We start from the raw sequence: 16,127 nt of genomic DNA, 5'->3' as shown, positions 1-16,127 counted from the left end.
GAGGTGCAAACGATGAAATTGCATGAGCTTTCTTCCGCTCCAGGTTCCCGCGATACGCGCAAGCGTGTAGGTCGTGGTATCGGTAGTGGGATGGGTAAAACAGCTACTCGCGGTCACAAAGGTCAAAACTCCCGTTCCGGCGGCGGTGTCCGTCCCGGCTTCGAAGGCGGTCAGAACCCGCTTTATCGTCGCTTGCCAAAACGTGGATTTAACAACAGATTCCGTACGGAATATGCGGTTATCAACGTAGAGGATCTGAACAAGTTTGCAGCAGGTACGGAAGTAACTCCTGAAGTTCTTTTGGAATCCGGTATCGTGAAAAACCCTAAAGATGGCATCAAAATTTTGGGTAACGGTGAAATCACGGTTCAACTGAACGTTAAGGCTAGTAAGTTCTCCCAATCTGCGGTAGAGAAAATTCAGGCTGCCGGCGGTAAAACCGAGGTGATTTAATGTTTCGTACCATATCCAATATTATGAAAGTAGACGATCTGAGGAAACGGATCCTGTTCACTCTTCTGGTGCTGCTCGTCTACAGAATTGGTGCTTTTATTCCGGTACCTAACATCAACACAGAAATTCTCAAGGCTCAAGACCAAGCTAACGCAGGTGGTGTATTCGGCTTGCTGAATACATTCTCCGGCGGCGCGTTGTTCCAATTCTCCATCTTCGCGATGGGGATTATGCCGTATATCACGGCATCCATCATCGTGCAGCTTCTTTCCATGGATGTCATTCCGACATTCACGCAATGGGCTAAAGAAGGAGAAGTCGGCAGAAAGAAGTTAAGCCAAATCACCCGTTACGGGACCATCGTGCTGGGAATCATTCAGGCCTTTGGTCTGGCGATCGGATTTAACCGACTGTATACCGGTCTTGTGATCAATCCGAACTTTACGACGTATGCTTTGATCGCGATCGTACTTACGGCTGGGACTGCTTTTCTGATGTGGTTAGGGGAACAAATCACCGAAAATGGCATTGGAAATGGTATTTCCATTATCATCTTCGCAGGGATTGTTGCGGCAATCCCGACTGGCATCGGACAAATATACCAAACGCAATTTGCAGATGCGGGCGGCGCGCTCTTCCTTAACATCTTGAAGGTCGTTATTATTGCCGTCGTGGTCATTGCCTTGATCGCCGGTGTGATTTTCGTCCAGCAGGGCGTTCGTAAAATTCCGGTGCAGTATGCAAAACGGGTGGTAGGCCGTAAAATGTTCGGAGGACAGTCGACGCACATTCCGCTTAAAGTGAACGCGGCTGGCGTCATTCCGGTCATCTTCTCACTTTCGCTGTTAATGTTTCCTCCGACGATTGCAAGCTTCTGGAGAGGTAACGCGGTGGCGGAATGGATTATCACCAACCTGAACTACACACATCCGCTCGGTATGGTGTTGTACGTTTTGTTGATCATCGGCTTTACGTATTTCTACACATTTGTACAGATGAACCCTGTGCAAATGGCGGATCAGATGAAGAAAAATGGCGGATATGTCCCAGGCATCCGTCCGGGCAAAACCACCTCGGTTTACTTGACGCGAGTCATGACCCGAATCACATTGTCCGGCGCGCTTTTCTTGGCTGCCATCTCGATCCTTCCAATGATTATCGGTTCTGTGGCTGGACTGCCGAGCTCCGTTACCATTGGCGGTACGTCTTTGCTGATCGTTATCGGTGTAGGACTTGAGACGATGAAACAAATCGAGAGCCAACTGATCAAACGCCACTACAAAGGCTTCATTAATAAATAGCAAATAGGTACTGATAGTGAGTTTTAAGCTATCGGCACCTATTGTGCTGTTAGTATCGATAGATGCCAGTGGGGAGGAAGTCTGATGAACGTCATCTTTATGGGGCCCCCGGGTGCAGGAAAAGGTACTCAGGCGGAACGAATCGTTGATGAGTTTCAAATTCCGCATATTTCTACGGGAGACGCCTTTCGGCTGGCGATGAAGCAGGAAACGCCGCTCGGGCTTGAAGCGAAGAAGTATGTGGATCAAGGTTTGCTCGTACCGGATGAAATTACGATCGGGATCGTTCGCGAACGCCTTCAGCAGCCGGATTGCAGCAAGGGCTTTTTGCTGGACGGTTTCCCAAGAACCATCTCCCAAGCTGAAGCGTTGGATGAGATTGCGGCTTCGCTGGGTAAAACCATCGAGCACGTGATCAATCTGAAAGTGGATCGGAATTTACTGCTTGCCCGTTTGACAGGTCGCCGGATCTGTAAATCCTGCGGAGCTACGTATCATGTCTTGTTTAACCCTCCTGCACGTGAGCATGTTTGCGACAAATGTTCTGGTGAGTTGTATCAACGTTCGGATGACACCGAAGAAAAAGTAGGGACTCGTTTGGACGAGTATTCCAATAAAACCGCTCCGCTTCTGGAGTATTATCGTAACAAGGGAATATTGCGTGAGGTTAACGGTGAGCAAGAGATTAATACGGTTACTGCACAAATCAGTTCACAATTGCGGGGGCTTGCGTAATGATCATCTGTAAGTCAGCTGCTGAATTGGAATTGATGCGGGAGGCGGGACGGATTGTCGCCGAAACGCATCGGGTGCTGCGGCAAGCCATTCAGCCCGATATTACAACGAAACAGCTCGACCAGATCGCAGAAGATTTTATTCGCAGTCAGGGCGCAATTCCGTCTTTTAAAGGCTACAATGGTTTTCCTGGCAGTATTTGCGCTTCGGTCAACGACGAACTGGTTCACGGCATACCCAGTCAACGAAAGCTTAAAGACGGTGACATCATCAGTATCGACATCGGTGCAGAGTACAAAGGATATCATGGGGATTCCGCATGGACCTACGGTGTTGGCGAGATTTCCGATACGGCCCGCAAGCTGCTTGAAGTAACCGAAAGGTCGCTTTTTGCAGGACTTGCCGAAGCCAAGCCGGACGCCAGACTGTACACGATATCCCACGCCATTCAAAAAGTGATTGAAGATGAAGGTTTTTCGGTTGTTCGGGAATACGTAGGACATGGCATCGGAACGAAGCTCCACGAGGAGCCGCAGATTCCGAACTACGGTATTCCAGGGCGAGGTCCGCGGCTGAAGCCCGGTATGGTACTTGCAATCGAACCTATGGTCAACGTGGGCGAACGTTATGTGAAGACCCTCGAAGACAATTGGACGGTTGTGACGGTGGATGGCACACTGTGCGCGCATTTTGAGCATACCATAGCGATTACGCCGGACGGCTACGAGATTTTTACGCTGCCCGGTAAGTAAAGCACGATGGCAACATCGAACATGCCCCAGATCGGACAAATCGTAAGGGTGAATCGGGGACGGGAATCCGGATCGTACGCTGTCATAATCGGCGTCGTAGACCAACGGTACGTGTGGATTGCAGACGGCGGACAACGGAAATCAGACGCACCCAAAAAGAAAAACGTGATTCATCTTGAGCTTCTGCCGGCGATCAGCAGCGAAGTGGCTGATAGTATTATGAATACCGGTCGAGTCACCAACGGAAAGCTGCGGTTTGCATTGACAAAGTATGCGGACCATGAATCAGCGAAAGCGCAAGAGAAAGGAGAATGACTGTGGCCAAAGAAGATGTAATTGAAGTTGAAGGTACAGTGATTGAACCTCTTCCGAATGCAATGTTTAAGGTTGAACTGGAGAACGGTCATAAGATACTTGCTCACGTATCCGGCAAAATCAGAATGCACTTTATCCGGATCCTGCCCGGCGATAAAGTGACGGTCGAGCTCTCGCCCTATGATTTGACCAGAGGCCGTATAACCTATCGTTTTAAATAAATGTACGAAGTCAGTTTTCTCACGAAACTCAGCTAACGCTTACGAAGTAAGTTTTCTAACGAAAACTCTTAGGAGGTTAACACCATGAAGGTTAGACCGTCGGTCAAGCCGATTTGCGAAAAATGCAAAGTCATTCGCCGCAAAGGGAACGTTATGGTAATCTGCGAAAATCCGAAACATAAACAAAAACAAGGTTAAGGAGGTGCTGTGTTAAATGGCACGTATTGCTGGTGTAGACTTGCCTCGTGACAAACGGGTAGTAATCGCGCTGACCTACATTTTCGGGATCGGTAACACGACTGCTCAGAAAATCGTCGCTCAAACCGGTATCAATGCCGATACTCGCGTTCGCGATTTGACAGAAGACGAAGTAAGCAAAATCCGCGACGTCATCGACAAAACGCAGAAGGTGGAAGGCGACCTGCGTCGTGAAATCGCACTGAACATTAAGCGCCTGATCGAGATCGGCTGCTATCGTGGTGTTCGTCACCGTCGCGGCCTGCCTGTTCGCGGTCAACGTACTAAAACAAATGCTCGTACGCGCAAAGGTCCTCGTCGTACGGTAGCTAATAAGAAAAAATAGTAAAGGGGGGTAACCTTTTAAATGGCTAAACCTAAAAAAGTCGTTCGTACCAAACGTCGTGATCGGAAAAATATCGACTCCGGAGTGGCTCATATCCGCTCTACGTTCAACAATACTATCGTAACCATTACCGACCCGCATGGGAATGCAATTTCCTGGGCAAGCGCCGGTAACCTCGGGTTCAAAGGCTCGCGTAAAAGCACTCCGTTTGCTGCGCAATTGGCTGCCGAATCTGCTGCAAAAGCTGCTATGGAACATGGCATGAAAGCAGTTGAGGTTATGGTTAAAGGACCGGGTGCAGGTCGCGAAGCTGCGATTCGTTCGCTGCAAGCTGCAGGTTTGGAAGTTAACCTGATTAAAGACGTTACACCGATTCCTCATAACGGTTGCCGTCCTCCGAAACGCCGTCGTGTCTAATTAGGATTGCTAAGCTAAGCGGTATAATTTTCCAAAAGTTGTGAATACTATTTGGATAGGCATACTGCGCGTTTATACGTCTTAAGTTATCCAAAGGGAAACGACGTTTGAAGGAGGGTGTAACCATGATCGAAATCGAAAAGCCGAAAATAGAAACCGTATCATTGAGCGAAGACGGCACCTATGGCAAATTTGTCGTAGAGCCATTGGAACGAGGCTACGGAACGACTCTTGGGAACTCGCTTCGCAGAATTTTGCTTTCGTCTTTGCCGGGCGCCGCTGTGACGTCCGTGCAAATCGACGGCGTGCTGCATGAGTTCTCCACGGTTCCTGGCGTCATGGAAGATGTTACGGAGATTATCCTGAACCTGAAAGGACTGTCGCTCAAGATACACTCCGACGAGGAGAAAGTGCTTGAGATCGATGCCGAAGGCGAAGGGGCTGTTGTGGCTGGCGATATTCGCGGCGATAGCGATGTGGAGATCTTAAACCCGGATTTGCACATTGCTACGCTGTCCTCCGATGCAAGGCTGCATATGAGAATTTATGCGAATCGCGGCCGGGGATACGTATCGGCAGATAAGAACAAAAAAGAGGAACAGCCGATCGGCGTGATTCCGATCGATTCGATCTACACTCCGATTACTCGTGTCAATTACAGCATAGAAAACACTCGCGTCGGTCAAGTTACCAACTATGATAAGTTGACCCTTGAAGTTTGGACAGATGGAAGCATCCGCCCAGAAGAAGCCGTAAGCTTGGGCGCCAAAATTTTGACGGAGCATCTGATGCTGTTCGTCGGTCTGACCGACGAAGCCAAGGACGCTGAGATTATGGTGGAGAAGGAAGAGGACAAGAAGGAGAAAGTTCTGGAGATGACTATCGAAGAACTCGATCTCTCGGTTCGTTCCTACAACTGCCTGAAGCGCGCTGGCATCAATACGGTGCAGGAATTGATTACGAAAACGGAAGAAGACATGATGAAGGTCCGCAACTTGGGTCGCAAATCTCTGGAGGAAGTTCAAGAGAAGCTCGAAGAGCTTGGTCTTGGCCTGAGAATGGAAGATTAAGTCTTAAGTCGCGCACCTCTGACCAATCAAGCAGAAGGAGGTTGCTCACATGGCATACCAAAAGTTGGGTCGTGACTCCAGCGCGCGTAAAGCTTTGTTTCGCGATCTGGTAACCGACTTGTTCATACATGAGCGCATTCAAACGACGGAAGCGAAAGCCAAAGAACTTCGTTCCATCGCAGAAAAATTGATCACCTTGGCAAAACGTGGTGACTTGCATGCACGTCGGCAAGTGGCTTCCTTCGTTCGTCGCGAAGCGGCAAACGAAAACCAAGATGCGATTCAAAAACTTTTCTCCGATCTGGCTCCTCGCTACGCTGAGCGTCAAGGCGGCTATACCCGCATTTTGAAGCTCGGACCTCGTCGCGGCGATGCTGCTCCAATGGTTTACTTGGAGCTTGTAGACCGGGCTTAAGAGAAAAAGGATGGGAAAGGGTGGACGGGATCTTACGATTCTGATGAAACCCTTTTTTTTGTAGGATCGAAAATTCGTTTTTGCAAGCACGGAGGACTGCCTTGAGAAACATCTGCATGACGGTATCCTATAACGGGATGAGCTACCATGGCTTCCAGACGCAGCCTCAGAAGATTACGATTCAGCAGCAGCTGGAGCAAGCATTGCGTCATCTCACCTTCGAGGAGATCAAAGTGACGGCTTCGGGGCGGACCGATGCGGGGGTTCATGCGCGGGGACAGGTTTATAATTTTCAGACCGGTTCTCAAATCCCGATTGAACGCTGGTGCATGGCGATGAACTCGCGCTTGCCGGATGATATTGTGGTATGGGATGCTAGAGTGGTGCCGGATGATTTTCATGCCCGAAGGTCTGCTAAGCGCAAGACGTACCGCTATACGATGCGATGCGGGAAATATCCGGACCTGTTTAAGCAGAACACGGAGTTTCACCATCCGACTGCCCTTGATGTAACGGCCATGCAGGATGCGCTGAGCTGCTTTGTCGGCAAGCACGACTTCACTTCGTTTTGTTCGAGCCGGTCATCGGCAGAAAGCCATGTTCGCACGATCTTCGAAGCTCGCTTGGAGTGCGAACCGATAGAGCCGCACTTGCAATCGTACGCTATCCACATTTATTTTTCCGGCAGCGGTTTCTTATATAATATGGTGCGGATCATTGTAGGTACCTTGATTGAGGTTGGCGAAGGGAAGCGGAGCCCGTCTAGTATTCGCGACGTCTTGGCAGCGAAAGACAGGGCTTTGGCAGGGCCGACGGCGATGGCGCACGGGCTTATGCTGTGGGAAGTTTTTTACGGAAAAGATGCGCCAAATGCTTGATTACTGCATGCCGATGTAGTAAAATAACAGATGGCGTTTCTTATGACTGGCTACCCCACGGCCCCGGGTCAATGAAACGATCAACCAACTTGTTTTAACCTATAACTATGACAAATGAATGACCTGTGATGAAGATAGATTTAGGAGGAACATTAACATGCGTACCACATATATGGCGAAGCCTAGTGAAGTTGAACGCAAATGGTACATCATTGATGCTACCGGTAAGACGCTCGGACGTCTGGCTAGCGAAGCGGCGAGCATTCTGCGCGGCAAACATAAGCCTCAATTTACTCCGCATGTAGATACTGGCGATTTCGTTGTCGTCATCAATGCTGAGAAAATCGTTTTGACAGGTAAAAAACTGCAAAACAAAATGTACTATCGTCACTCCCTGCATCCGGGCGGTCTGAAAGTGACTTCGGCTCAAGATATGCTGAACAACAAGCCTGAGCGTATGTTGGAACTGGCGATTCACGGTATGCTTCCGAAAAACCGTTTGGGCAACCGCCTGAAAACGAAGCTCAAAGTGTATGCAGGTTCGGAACATCCGCATCAAGCACAACAACCTGAAGTTTGGGAACTTCGCGGTTAATAAAGGGAGGACTGTCTAGTGGCACAAGTACAATATTATGGCACCGGTCGTCGTAAGCATTCGGTAGCACGTGTACGTTTGGTACCGGGCGAAGGCCGTATCATTATTAATAAACGCGAGCTGGACGAATACTTTGGTCTGGAAACGTTGAAATTGATCGTAAAACAACCGCTTAACCTGACTGAAACATTGTCCAAGTACGATGTATTGGTTTTGGCTCATGGCGGCGGGATCTCCGGACAAGCCGGCGCGATCCGTCACGGGATTTCCCGCGCTCTGTTGAAAGCAGATCCGGAATTCCGCGGCGCCCTGAAAAAAGCGGGCTTCTTGACTCGTGACCCGCGGATGAAAGAGCGTAAAAAGTACGGCTTGAAAGCTGCTCGTCGCGCTCCTCAATTTTCCAAACGTTAATATCGACACAAACGAACCTTTCCGAATTTACTTCGGAAAGGTTTTTTTATTTTCACCGAACAAGCCCGAGAGCAATAAAATAAGGCAGAAGCCTAGAGAAAATTTTAAATTGACAAAAAGGGTCCATCGTTTATAATTAAGCTAAATAAAATAAAACACATAACTATACTCGGAATTAAATTGCCGGAGGTGCGAAAAGCTATGAATTTATTTGAGAAAGAGGAGCTAATTCGTCAAGCAGCTGAGGATTTTGAATCTCAAAGCCCGGAGGCACTTTTATCCTGGGCGGTAGAAAGATTCCCCAACATCACTTTAGCCTGTAGTTTCGGAGCAGAGGACGTCGTATTGGTCGATATGCTCCAGAAGGTCAGTCCCAAAACGGATATCTTTTACCTGGATACGAATGTGCATTTTCAGGAAACCTATGAAACCCGCGACCGCCTGCAGCAGCACTATGGAGTCGAATTCGTTCAAGTGCTTCCTAAGCTTACGCTGGAGGAGCAGGCGCAGCAGTTTGGCGAGGAACTGTGGAAGAGTGCTCCGACCCAATGCTGTAACATCCGCAAAGTTAACCCGTTAACGGATATCCTCAAAAACTACGATGCCTGGATCACAGGAATTCGCCGCGATCAAGCGCCGACGCGTGCCAACGCCAAGAAGATCGAATACGACGTGAAATTCGGTCTTGTCAAATTCAATCCGCTCGCCAGTTGGACATCTGAAGATGTATGGAGTTATATTCTAAGTAACAATATTATTTACAACCCGCTCCATGATCGGAACTATCCAAGTATCGGCTGTGAGCACTGTACTCGTCCGGTAGCAGCGGGTGAGGACCCGAGAGCGGGACGTTGGGCCGATTTCGAGAAGACGGAATGCGGACTTCATAAATAAGCAAAGGGCAATAGGAGGAGCAATAGCGATGGGAGAAACCATTCGACCGCACGGCGGAACGCTCGTTAATCGGGTGATTGAGGGCGAGAAGAGGGCAAACCTGCTGGAGCATGCCGTAACGTTATATTCGCTTAGCATCGACGCATGGACGATTTCCGATCTCGATTTGATCGGTGTCGGCGCTTTTTCGCCGCTTACTGGCTTTTTGGGCGAACAGGATTACCATTCTGTCGTGGAACGCATGCGCTTGCAGGACGGAACGGTCTGGAGCATTCCGATTACGTTAGCCGTTGAGCCGCAAATCGCGAGTAGCCTTGCTATCGGACAGGAAGTAGCGCTTGTAGGGGCGCAAGACGGCATCGTCTACGGTATTATTGAAGTCCAGAGCATTTATCATGTCGACCAGCGCAAAGAAGCGCTGAACGTGTTTAAAACCGACGACGAAGCGCATCCTGGCGTCCAGAAGCTGTTCTCCAGACCGTCTACCTATGTAGGCGGGCCGATCCAAGTATTAAACCGTCCGAAGCCAGGTAAATTCGAGGAGTTTTACTACGACCCGGCCGTAACGCGGCGGCTTTTTTCCGAAAAGGGCTGGAAGACCGTAGTCGGCTTTCAAACGCGGAATCCGGTTCACCGTGCACACGAGTATATTCAAAAAAGTGCGATGGAAATCGTCGATGCGCTCTTTTTGAACCCGCTCGTGGGCGAGACCAAATCTGACGATATATCGGCCGATGTCCGGATGCGCAGCTACTTGGTCCTGCTGGAAAGTTACTATCCGAAGGACCGCGTATTTTTGGGCGTATTCCCAGCGGCGATGCGCTATGCGGGGCCGCGGGAAGCGATTTTCCATGCGATGGTCCGGAAAAACTACGGCTGCACACATTTTATTGTAGGGCGCGATCATGCGGGCGTAGGCGACTATTACGGAACGTATGAAGCGCAGGAAATCTTCAGCAACTTCACTCCCGAAGAGCTGGGCATCACGCCGCTGTTCTTCGAGCATAGCTTCTTTTGCACGAAATGCGGCAACATGGCCTCCAGCAAGACGTGTCCGCACGGCAAGGAAGACCATCTGCACCTCTCCGGAACAAAAGTTCGCGCGCTGCTGCGTGACGGCCAATGCCCGCCGCCTCAGTTCACGCGGCCGGAAGTGGCGGAAGTGTTGATCCAAGGTATGAAAGAGCCTGAATATCAGGTATAAGCATCAGGTATAATTGTCCACCTCGTCCCATAAGATGAAAGAGAGTCTAGGGATGTGAGGTGGATTTTTTCATGTTCGGAAAAAGAAAGAGGGTCGTCGTTTGGCTGACCATGCATAGCGGGATCAAAATCGTCATGTCAGCCTTGTTGGTGGCGCTCATGCTGTTCATGTTCACCTACGAGCTCCCATCCACCAAAACATGGACGTATTGGACGATGCCGCTGTCCGGTAAAATCATTGCATTGGATGCCGGACACGGTGGGCCGGACGGAGGGGCTCGAAGTAAGGACGGGCTGGAGGAGAAGGATGTCAATTTGGCTATTGCCTTGCACCTTCGGGATTATTTGCAGCAGTCAGGAGCATTGGTGGTCATGACCCGGGAGGACGACCGGGACCTGGCTTCTACGGAAACGAAAGGGTACAGTAAACGCAAAACCGAAGATCTGCTGAAACGGGCTGAGTTTGTTACCAAGCAAAAGTCCAATCTATTCGTCAGCATCCATCTGAACAGCATACCGTCCCCCCGCTGGTCGGGTGCGCAGACGTTTTTTTATCCAAATCATGCCGACAATTCGACCTTGGCAGCATTGATTCAGGAGGAAATGAAAAGGAATTTGAAAAATACGGATCGGGTCGCGAAGCAGGCCGACAAAGAAATCTATTTACTTAAAGCGATGACCATTCCAAGCGCTCTCGTCGAAGTCGGATTTTTATCCAATCCGGGTGAAGCTCAATTGCTTCGGGATCCGTCTTATCAGAAAAAGATAGCGACTTCCATTTATCAAGGCATTCTCCGGTATTACTCTGGTGAAAAAGTGGGCTCCTGATGAATTTGTGGTATAATATACCGCAGTAGAACTTAACTATGGATCGCCGAGGTGACATCGTGATAACCAAAGAACAATTACTGGCTTCCGTAAGTCCGCTAAAGGACCTGGAATTCGGCTTAAGCTTGGCTGATTTGAATTTTATTCGCGATATCATGATCAAAGAACAACATGTGTCGGCAACCGTACTGCTGTCTAGTGATAACGAATCGTACAAGCAGCAACTGCAAAATCAGATTGCTGAGGCTTTCAAGCAAGCAGGCGCCACGGACGTTCACCTGCGCTTTCGGCTGCTGTCCGAATTTGATCGCAACGAAGCGGCGCGTAAGGCTCAAGAATCGGCTTCTGCTCATGAAAAAACCGAACGGCCTTCCGTCAACGTGCTTGACCCGCAATCGGGAGTGCGTTTCATTGCTATTGCGAGCGGAAAAGGCGGCGTCGGGAAATCGACAGTCACGGTCAACTTGGCCGTAGCGTTAGCTAGATTAGGGAAGAAAGTCGGCTTGGTCGATGCCGACATTTACGGATTTAGCGTTCCCGATATGATGGGCATCGAAGAACGGCCGCAACTCGTGAACAACCGCATTATTCCAGTTGAGCGGTTCGGCGTCAAAGTGATTTCCATGGGCTTTTTTGTCGAAGAAAACACGCCGGTCATTTGGCGCGGCCCGATGCTGGGGAAAATGCTCCGCAACTTCTTTAACGAAGTGGAGTGGGGCGGGCTTGACTATATTTTGCTGGATCTACCCCCAGGGACGGGAGATGTAGCCCTAGACGTTCATCAGATGATTCCGCACAGCAAAGAAATTATCGTTACCACGCCTCATGCTACTGCCGCTTTTGTAGCGGCCCGGGCCGGTGCGATGGCCATTCATACGGAGCATGAGATTATCGGTGTCGTCGAAAATATGTCGTACTATGCCTGTGGCAAATGCGGCAATAAAGACTATGTATTCGGCCGTGGAGGCGGCGGCAAGTTAGCCGAGGAACTGCATACGAAGCTGCTGGCGCAAATTCCTCTGGGCGTCCCGGACAACCATGTGGCCGAACCGGATTATTCTCCTTCGGTTTACAAAGCCGATACCGAAATAGGGCTCATTTACCGGGATATGGCAGAGCAAGTCATTCAACAGCTGTAGGAAAAAGGATCAGCCTGACGAGGCTGATCCTTTGTTTCACCTTTAATGTCATCCTCCGCCTTGCTTAGATCCGCCACCTTCCTTGCCTTTTCCTCCTTCTTGTTTTTGCTGGCCTTTGCCTTCGCCTTCACCGCCCTTCTTCTTGCCTTTCTCTTCTTTAGGCTTTGACTCTTCCTGCAGCACTTTCTTCATCAATTCCATCATTTCCAAGCGAAATATCGGACTTTGAAGGGATTCCTGAATAACAGCTTTCGTTTGAGTGCGGTAGGCCGTTCCCTTCATGGTCTCCAGCATCATCGTTTCAAAATCCGGGCTTTTCATCGCATCCATCATGGCTTTTTGATATTCCGGGTCCTTTAATAATTCTTTCTGAATTTGCTTGGTATCTTTTTGAATGGCTTTTGCGAATTGACCGGCGAATTTCGGGTCGCTAATCATTTTTTGCAGAAACTTATTGCTCTCCGTATCGGTCAGCACATCTTTTACCGCAAGCTGCAACTGCTGCGTATCGCCGGCGGATAATAATTGGAGCTTGCTGTTCTCATGTATGGTAGCCTGTTGGATAGCTTTCCGCCCGTCTTCGGTTTTCAAAATATCGAGAACCATCGACTTGGTGTCTTTGTAAGTATTCCCGCCACCGGAGGATGAGGCTTGGGATTCGGAACCGCAGGAAGTTAAGAAGCCGACGATTAGGACGGCGGGTAAAAAACGAATCCATCGCGCTATCATCAGTTCGGGCTCCTTTCATTGTTTTGCCGTTAGTATTTGTTGCATCCCCGGGGATTAACACAATTGCTGTTAGCTTTTTATTGCGAAGGTTGGTACAATTAACTGTTGAAATGACTTATTGGGGGTATAGCGGTCGTGACGTTAAGAAAATGGTTTTATTTATTTTGGACCACGCTGCTGATCGGTGCGGTGACGGCCGCTATGGCCGGGCTTGTACTACAATTGACAGACCAACAGGTTGAACTCGGCGGAAAACAAATCGGCTTTAGCGTGATCACGATGATCCTTGGCGGTGCTACGATCAGTGTGTTGAGCCAGATGGGCTTTTTCGCTTATTTGATCGTCCGGTATATTGTGGGCGGTATTCTTCGAAAATGGGCTTGGGATATCGTCCAAGTGATCATTATGGTGATCGTCTTGTTCGATTTGATCTATTTGCGCTATGTTAGCAGTGGGCAGCAGATGAGCTGGGGAGTATATATGATCCTTCCGCTTTCACTAATTATGGTGTCGATCGGCGTAGTTTGGTGGAAAGTAAAAATGACGAATCGCAGCGCCGCTATTCCGACATTATTTTTTATGATTGCGGTCACGGCGATCGAGGCTATTCCTTCCCTCCGGCTCGACAACGCGGCTTCTACAATCTTTATGATGGTTCCGCTGTACTTGTGCAATGCTTGGCAAATTTTGATCCTCAGCAAAGTGCTGAACACAAATAAAGAGCCGGTGTAACGGCTCTTGCTGTTTTTTTGCATAAGAAGCGGGTTAACGTATAGGTTTCATGGTTTGATCTTCGACAGGCGGCTGATTGCTGACCTTCGTTTGCTTCATCAATTGACTAACGGTCACGAACTCGTAACCTTTTTCGCGTAATTTGTCGATAATAACGGGGAGCGCTTCGTGGGTTTGCTTGACGGAGTCGCTGGCGTGAAATAAAACGATATCGCCGGGATGCGCTTTAGATAAGACGCGGTTGATGATCGTGTCGACTCCTTTATTCATCCAATCCTGAGAATCCGTATCCCATTGGATGACCGTATAACGCAGCTCGTTAGCGATCCGCAGCACACGTTTGTCAAAATCGCCGTTAGGAAGCCGCAGCAGGTTCGGACTTGCACCGGTGACTTCCTGAATAATTTGGTGAGCCGTCTTAATCTGGGCGCGGATTTCCTCATCGCTTAAGCTGCTGTAGTTCACGTGCTTATGTCCGTGACTGCCGATTTCCCACCCGCCTTTGACGATTTTGCTTACGGTATCGGGATGGCTTTTGGTCCAAGGGGATGATAAGAAGAAGGTTGCGTTTCGAATCCCCTTATTTTCCAGAATTTGAAGGATCGGCTCCGTGCGCGTATCTCCCCAACTGATATCGAAGGTGAGAGCGATCAGCTTTCTTTCCGTGGGAATGCTGTAGACGGCGGCGGGTTCGTATTGGGAGAAGACCGAAACATTTTCCCTTTCCGAATAAATGATGCCGATGGCGAACAGGACAGCAACGGAAATAATTAGCGCCTGTTTGAGCTTCTTGCCGTTCATGACATAAAAATAATTCACTGGCTAGGCCTCCTTTGCCCATCTCGTCCGGAAAGGCTTGTATTAATAGATGTGTATGCTCGTACCGATATCTTATGCTTAAAAGGAGGGACTCTCTTTGAATTGGAAAAACACAATGATGCAAATGAAGCTGATGAAACATTACTTTATTGCATCCGCCTTGGTATTTATCGCGGGTATCGTGATGGGCGCTCTGTACTCCAGCCAGTTTCATGCATTTATCAACGGCCAGATCGAAGCGATAAAACAAATCTCGGGTTCTATTGCAGGCAAGCCGAATCAGCAATGGTCTTTATTTTGGCTCATTTTTTGGAATAATGCTTTAAAATCGTTGTTGGTCATTGCCTTGGGGCTGTTTTTCGGGGTATTCCCGCTGTTTTTTCTTCTTGCCAACGGCTTGCTGCTTGGATACGTATGTATGGTGTCGGCTCAAAAACAATCTTGGTTGTTTGTGATCAAAACGATTCTTCCCCATGGAATTCTGGAAATTCCAGCGATTATCGTGGCTTGTGCCTTAGGGCTGCGATTGGGCATGATGGTACTGAAGACGCTGCTTTCTTCACTTAGTCCGACCCGATCGGTCAAAACAAGAGAACAGTTTCTGCTGTTTATCAAAGCGCTGCTGCCTCTCAGTGTTATGCTCGTAGCCGTGCTGTTCGTAGCCGCGTTAATCGAAAGCACGTTAACCTTATGGTTGGCCCGTGGATAAAAATAAATGAAGCGTAAACTCATAAAAATGACCAAAACTGTGCATAACAGTAAAACATAAGACGGTTTTGGCGATATTAAAGAGGTATGCAGCCAAGGCGCCGACCTTTCTTGGTTTGGATTCGATACGCTAACGCTGCATATCTTCTTTGCATTTACGCACTTCATTTTGGAAAGGGGCCACTACGGCATGCTTGGCTTTTTGTTTAACGAACGGGAATGCAGAGAACTGGATTACGTCCTGCGCAAGGAGCTGGATGAAATGCTCTTCGACTTGAATGATAAAAGAATCGATGCGGATATCAAAACGGCGATTGAATCGCGGTACAAAGTCATTTTCCGCATGTATGCCCGCCTAGCCTCGCCAAAAGAAATTTCGAAATACGCAAGAAACCGGATGTATCATTAAAATAAATTGAAAAATCGCTTGACTTCCGGTGCGCTCTTATGATACTTTATTACTCGTTCTCCTTTTGCAAGCAAGCAGCTTCACCTCTGGAAACAAAAAGAAATAAAAAAAGGCTTGCTTTTCGATAGGTGAATGTGATATATTATAAAAGTCGCCGCTAAACAAGGTGACAACAAGAGATAAAGGCTGCAGAGCTTAACAACGCAGCATTTGTTAAAGGAAATTGCTCTTTGAAAACTGAACATTGAGTGAGTGTCATAAAGAGAATGAAAATTCTCGTCAGTAGTAAATTTTGAGCTTTATCAGCTTTTCTTTAATGGAGAGTTTGATCCTGGCTCAGGACGAACGCTGGCGGCGTGCCTAATACATGCAAGTCGAGCGGGTTTTACCTTCGGGTAAAGCTAGCGGCGGACGGGTGAGTAACACGTAGGCAACCTGCCTGTAAGACTGGGATAACTACCGGAAACGGTAGCTAAGACCGGATAAGTGATCTTCTCGCATGAGAAGATCAAGAAACACG

General features: G+C 48.7%; 23 protein-coding genes and 1 rRNA gene. 22 read left to right on the top strand and 2 right to left on the bottom strand.

What is annotated here, in order from left to right:
- Positions 1 to 12 precede the first annotated feature (12 nt).
- From rplO to BLO51_RS20085, 18 genes are all read left to right on the top strand, one after another.
- Complete coding sequence (rplO, locus tag BLO51_RS20170; RefSeq protein WP_090674726.1) at positions 13 to 453, top strand: 50S ribosomal protein L15; 441 nt, start codon at positions 13 to 15, stop codon at positions 451 to 453.
- Positions 453 to 1,754, top strand: coding sequence for a preprotein translocase subunit SecY (gene secY, locus BLO51_RS20165; RefSeq protein WP_090674724.1), 1,302 nt, complete (start codon positions 453 to 455; stop codon positions 1,752 to 1,754). The genes rplO and secY overlap by 1 nt, the downstream gene beginning before the upstream one ends.
- An 84-nt stretch (positions 1,755 to 1,838) precedes the next feature.
- Positions 1,839 to 2,489 carry an adenylate kinase gene (locus BLO51_RS20160; RefSeq protein WP_090674722.1) on the top strand — a complete coding sequence of 217 codons (651 nt, stop codon included), beginning with the start codon at positions 1,839 to 1,841 and terminating at the stop codon, positions 2,487 to 2,489.
- Positions 2,489 to 3,241 (top strand): type I methionyl aminopeptidase, encoded by a 753-nt coding sequence (gene map / locus BLO51_RS20155; RefSeq protein WP_090674721.1) that lies wholly within the window; start codon positions 2,489 to 2,491, stop codon positions 3,239 to 3,241. Before BLO51_RS20160 ends, map begins: the two co-directional genes overlap by 1 nt.
- Before the next feature lie 6 nt (positions 3,242 to 3,247).
- Positions 3,248 to 3,556 (top strand): KOW domain-containing RNA-binding protein, encoded by a 309-nt coding sequence (locus BLO51_RS20150; RefSeq protein WP_090674719.1) that lies wholly within the window; start codon positions 3,248 to 3,250, stop codon positions 3,554 to 3,556.
- A 2-nt stretch (positions 3,557 to 3,558) separates the two neighbouring features.
- The gene (gene infA, locus BLO51_RS20145; RefSeq protein ID WP_009676800.1) at positions 3,559 to 3,777 is read left to right on the top strand and encodes a translation initiation factor IF-1; all 219 of its coding nucleotides are present in this window, start codon (positions 3,559 to 3,561) and stop codon (positions 3,775 to 3,777) included.
- An 84-nt stretch (positions 3,778 to 3,861) separates the two neighbouring features.
- Positions 3,862 to 3,975, top strand: a complete 114-nt coding sequence (rpmJ, locus tag BLO51_RS20140) for a 50S ribosomal protein L36 (protein ID WP_003333770.1) — start codon at positions 3,862 to 3,864, stop codon at positions 3,973 to 3,975.
- 16 nt (positions 3,976 to 3,991) lie between these two features.
- On the top strand, positions 3,992 to 4,360 hold the full coding sequence (gene rpsM / locus BLO51_RS20135) for a 30S ribosomal protein S13 (RefSeq protein ID WP_090674718.1): 369 nt from the start codon (positions 3,992 to 3,994) through the stop codon (positions 4,358 to 4,360).
- Positions 4,361 to 4,381: 21 nt separating this feature from the next.
- Positions 4,382 to 4,777 (top strand): 30S ribosomal protein S11, encoded by a 396-nt coding sequence (rpsK, locus tag BLO51_RS20130; protein ID WP_090674716.1) that lies wholly within the window; start codon positions 4,382 to 4,384, stop codon positions 4,775 to 4,777.
- Between the two features lie 125 nt (positions 4,778 to 4,902).
- The gene (locus BLO51_RS20125; protein WP_090674715.1) at positions 4,903 to 5,847 is read left to right on the top strand and encodes a DNA-directed RNA polymerase subunit alpha; all 945 of its coding nucleotides are present in this window, start codon (positions 4,903 to 4,905) and stop codon (positions 5,845 to 5,847) included.
- A gap of 49 nt (positions 5,848 to 5,896) precedes the next feature.
- Complete coding sequence (gene rplQ / locus BLO51_RS20120; RefSeq protein WP_010498832.1) at positions 5,897 to 6,262, top strand: 50S ribosomal protein L17; 366 nt, start codon at positions 5,897 to 5,899, stop codon at positions 6,260 to 6,262.
- Positions 6,263 to 6,363: 101 nt separating this feature from the next.
- Entirely contained in the window at positions 6,364 to 7,140 is a 777-nt protein-coding gene (truA, locus tag BLO51_RS20115) for a tRNA pseudouridine(38-40) synthase TruA (protein ID WP_090674713.1), read from the top strand.
- Positions 7,141 to 7,297: 157 nt separating this feature from the next.
- Positions 7,298 to 7,735 carry a 50S ribosomal protein L13 gene (rplM, locus tag BLO51_RS20110; RefSeq protein ID WP_036691379.1) on the top strand — a complete coding sequence of 146 codons (438 nt, stop codon included), beginning with the start codon at positions 7,298 to 7,300 and terminating at the stop codon, positions 7,733 to 7,735.
- Positions 7,736 to 7,753: 18 nt separating this feature from the next.
- A complete protein-coding gene (rpsI, locus tag BLO51_RS20105) occupies positions 7,754 to 8,146 on the top strand; it encodes a 30S ribosomal protein S9 (protein WP_090674711.1) in 393 nt (130 codons plus the stop codon).
- Between the two features lie 201 nt (positions 8,147 to 8,347).
- Positions 8,348 to 9,040 carry a phosphoadenylyl-sulfate reductase gene (locus tag BLO51_RS20100; RefSeq protein ID WP_090674710.1) on the top strand — a complete coding sequence of 231 codons (693 nt, stop codon included), beginning with the start codon at positions 8,348 to 8,350 and terminating at the stop codon, positions 9,038 to 9,040.
- 28 nt (positions 9,041 to 9,068) lie between these two features.
- Entirely contained in the window at positions 9,069 to 10,244 is a 1,176-nt protein-coding gene (sat, locus tag BLO51_RS20095) for a sulfate adenylyltransferase (protein WP_090674708.1), read from the top strand.
- A gap of 71 nt (positions 10,245 to 10,315) precedes the next feature.
- Entirely contained in the window at positions 10,316 to 11,071 is a 756-nt protein-coding gene (gene cwlD, locus BLO51_RS20090; protein WP_090674706.1) for an N-acetylmuramoyl-L-alanine amidase CwlD, read from the top strand.
- A gap of 59 nt (positions 11,072 to 11,130) precedes the next feature.
- A complete protein-coding gene (locus BLO51_RS20085) occupies positions 11,131 to 12,210 on the top strand; it encodes an Mrp/NBP35 family ATP-binding protein (RefSeq protein WP_090674705.1) in 1,080 nt (359 codons plus the stop codon).
- A gap of 48 nt (positions 12,211 to 12,258) precedes the next feature.
- On the opposite strand, the gene gerD is transcribed toward BLO51_RS20085, so the two are convergent.
- Positions 12,259 to 12,939, bottom strand: a complete 681-nt coding sequence (gene gerD / locus BLO51_RS20080; protein ID WP_090674703.1) for a spore germination lipoprotein GerD — start codon at positions 12,937 to 12,939, stop codon at positions 12,259 to 12,261.
- Positions 12,940 to 13,074: 135 nt separating this feature from the next.
- On the opposite strand from gerD, the gene BLO51_RS20075 reads away from it, so the two are divergent.
- Complete coding sequence (locus BLO51_RS20075; RefSeq protein ID WP_090674702.1) at positions 13,075 to 13,671, top strand: KinB-signaling pathway activation protein; 597 nt, start codon at positions 13,075 to 13,077, stop codon at positions 13,669 to 13,671.
- A 33-nt stretch (positions 13,672 to 13,704) separates the two neighbouring features.
- Here the strand turns inward: BLO51_RS20075 and pdaB are convergent, their stop codons facing one another.
- Complete coding sequence (gene pdaB / locus BLO51_RS20070) at positions 13,705 to 14,490, bottom strand: polysaccharide deacetylase family sporulation protein PdaB (RefSeq protein ID WP_090674701.1); 786 nt, start codon at positions 14,488 to 14,490, stop codon at positions 13,705 to 13,707.
- 97 nt (positions 14,491 to 14,587) lie between these two features.
- Between pdaB and BLO51_RS20065 the strand changes: the two genes are divergently transcribed.
- The 3 genes from BLO51_RS20065 to BLO51_RS20055 all read left to right on the top strand — a co-directional run.
- The gene (locus BLO51_RS20065; RefSeq protein WP_090674699.1) at positions 14,588 to 15,199 is read left to right on the top strand and encodes a stage II sporulation protein M; all 612 of its coding nucleotides are present in this window, start codon (positions 14,588 to 14,590) and stop codon (positions 15,197 to 15,199) included.
- A 189-nt stretch (positions 15,200 to 15,388) separates the two neighbouring features.
- Complete coding sequence (locus BLO51_RS20060) at positions 15,389 to 15,607, top strand: hypothetical protein (protein WP_025851086.1); 219 nt, start codon at positions 15,389 to 15,391, stop codon at positions 15,605 to 15,607.
- A gap of 313 nt (positions 15,608 to 15,920) precedes the next feature.
- Positions 15,921 to 16,127 (top strand): 16S ribosomal RNA (locus BLO51_RS20055); the annotation flags it as partial.

It is taken from the genome of Paenibacillus tianmuensis, assembly GCF_900100345.1.
Lineage (GTDB): Bacteria > Bacillota > Bacilli > Paenibacillales > NBRC-103111 > Paenibacillus_G > Paenibacillus_G tianmuensis.
The sequence above is the reverse complement of the archived record's forward strand: the minus strand, read 5'-3'. Positions and strand labels throughout refer to the sequence as shown.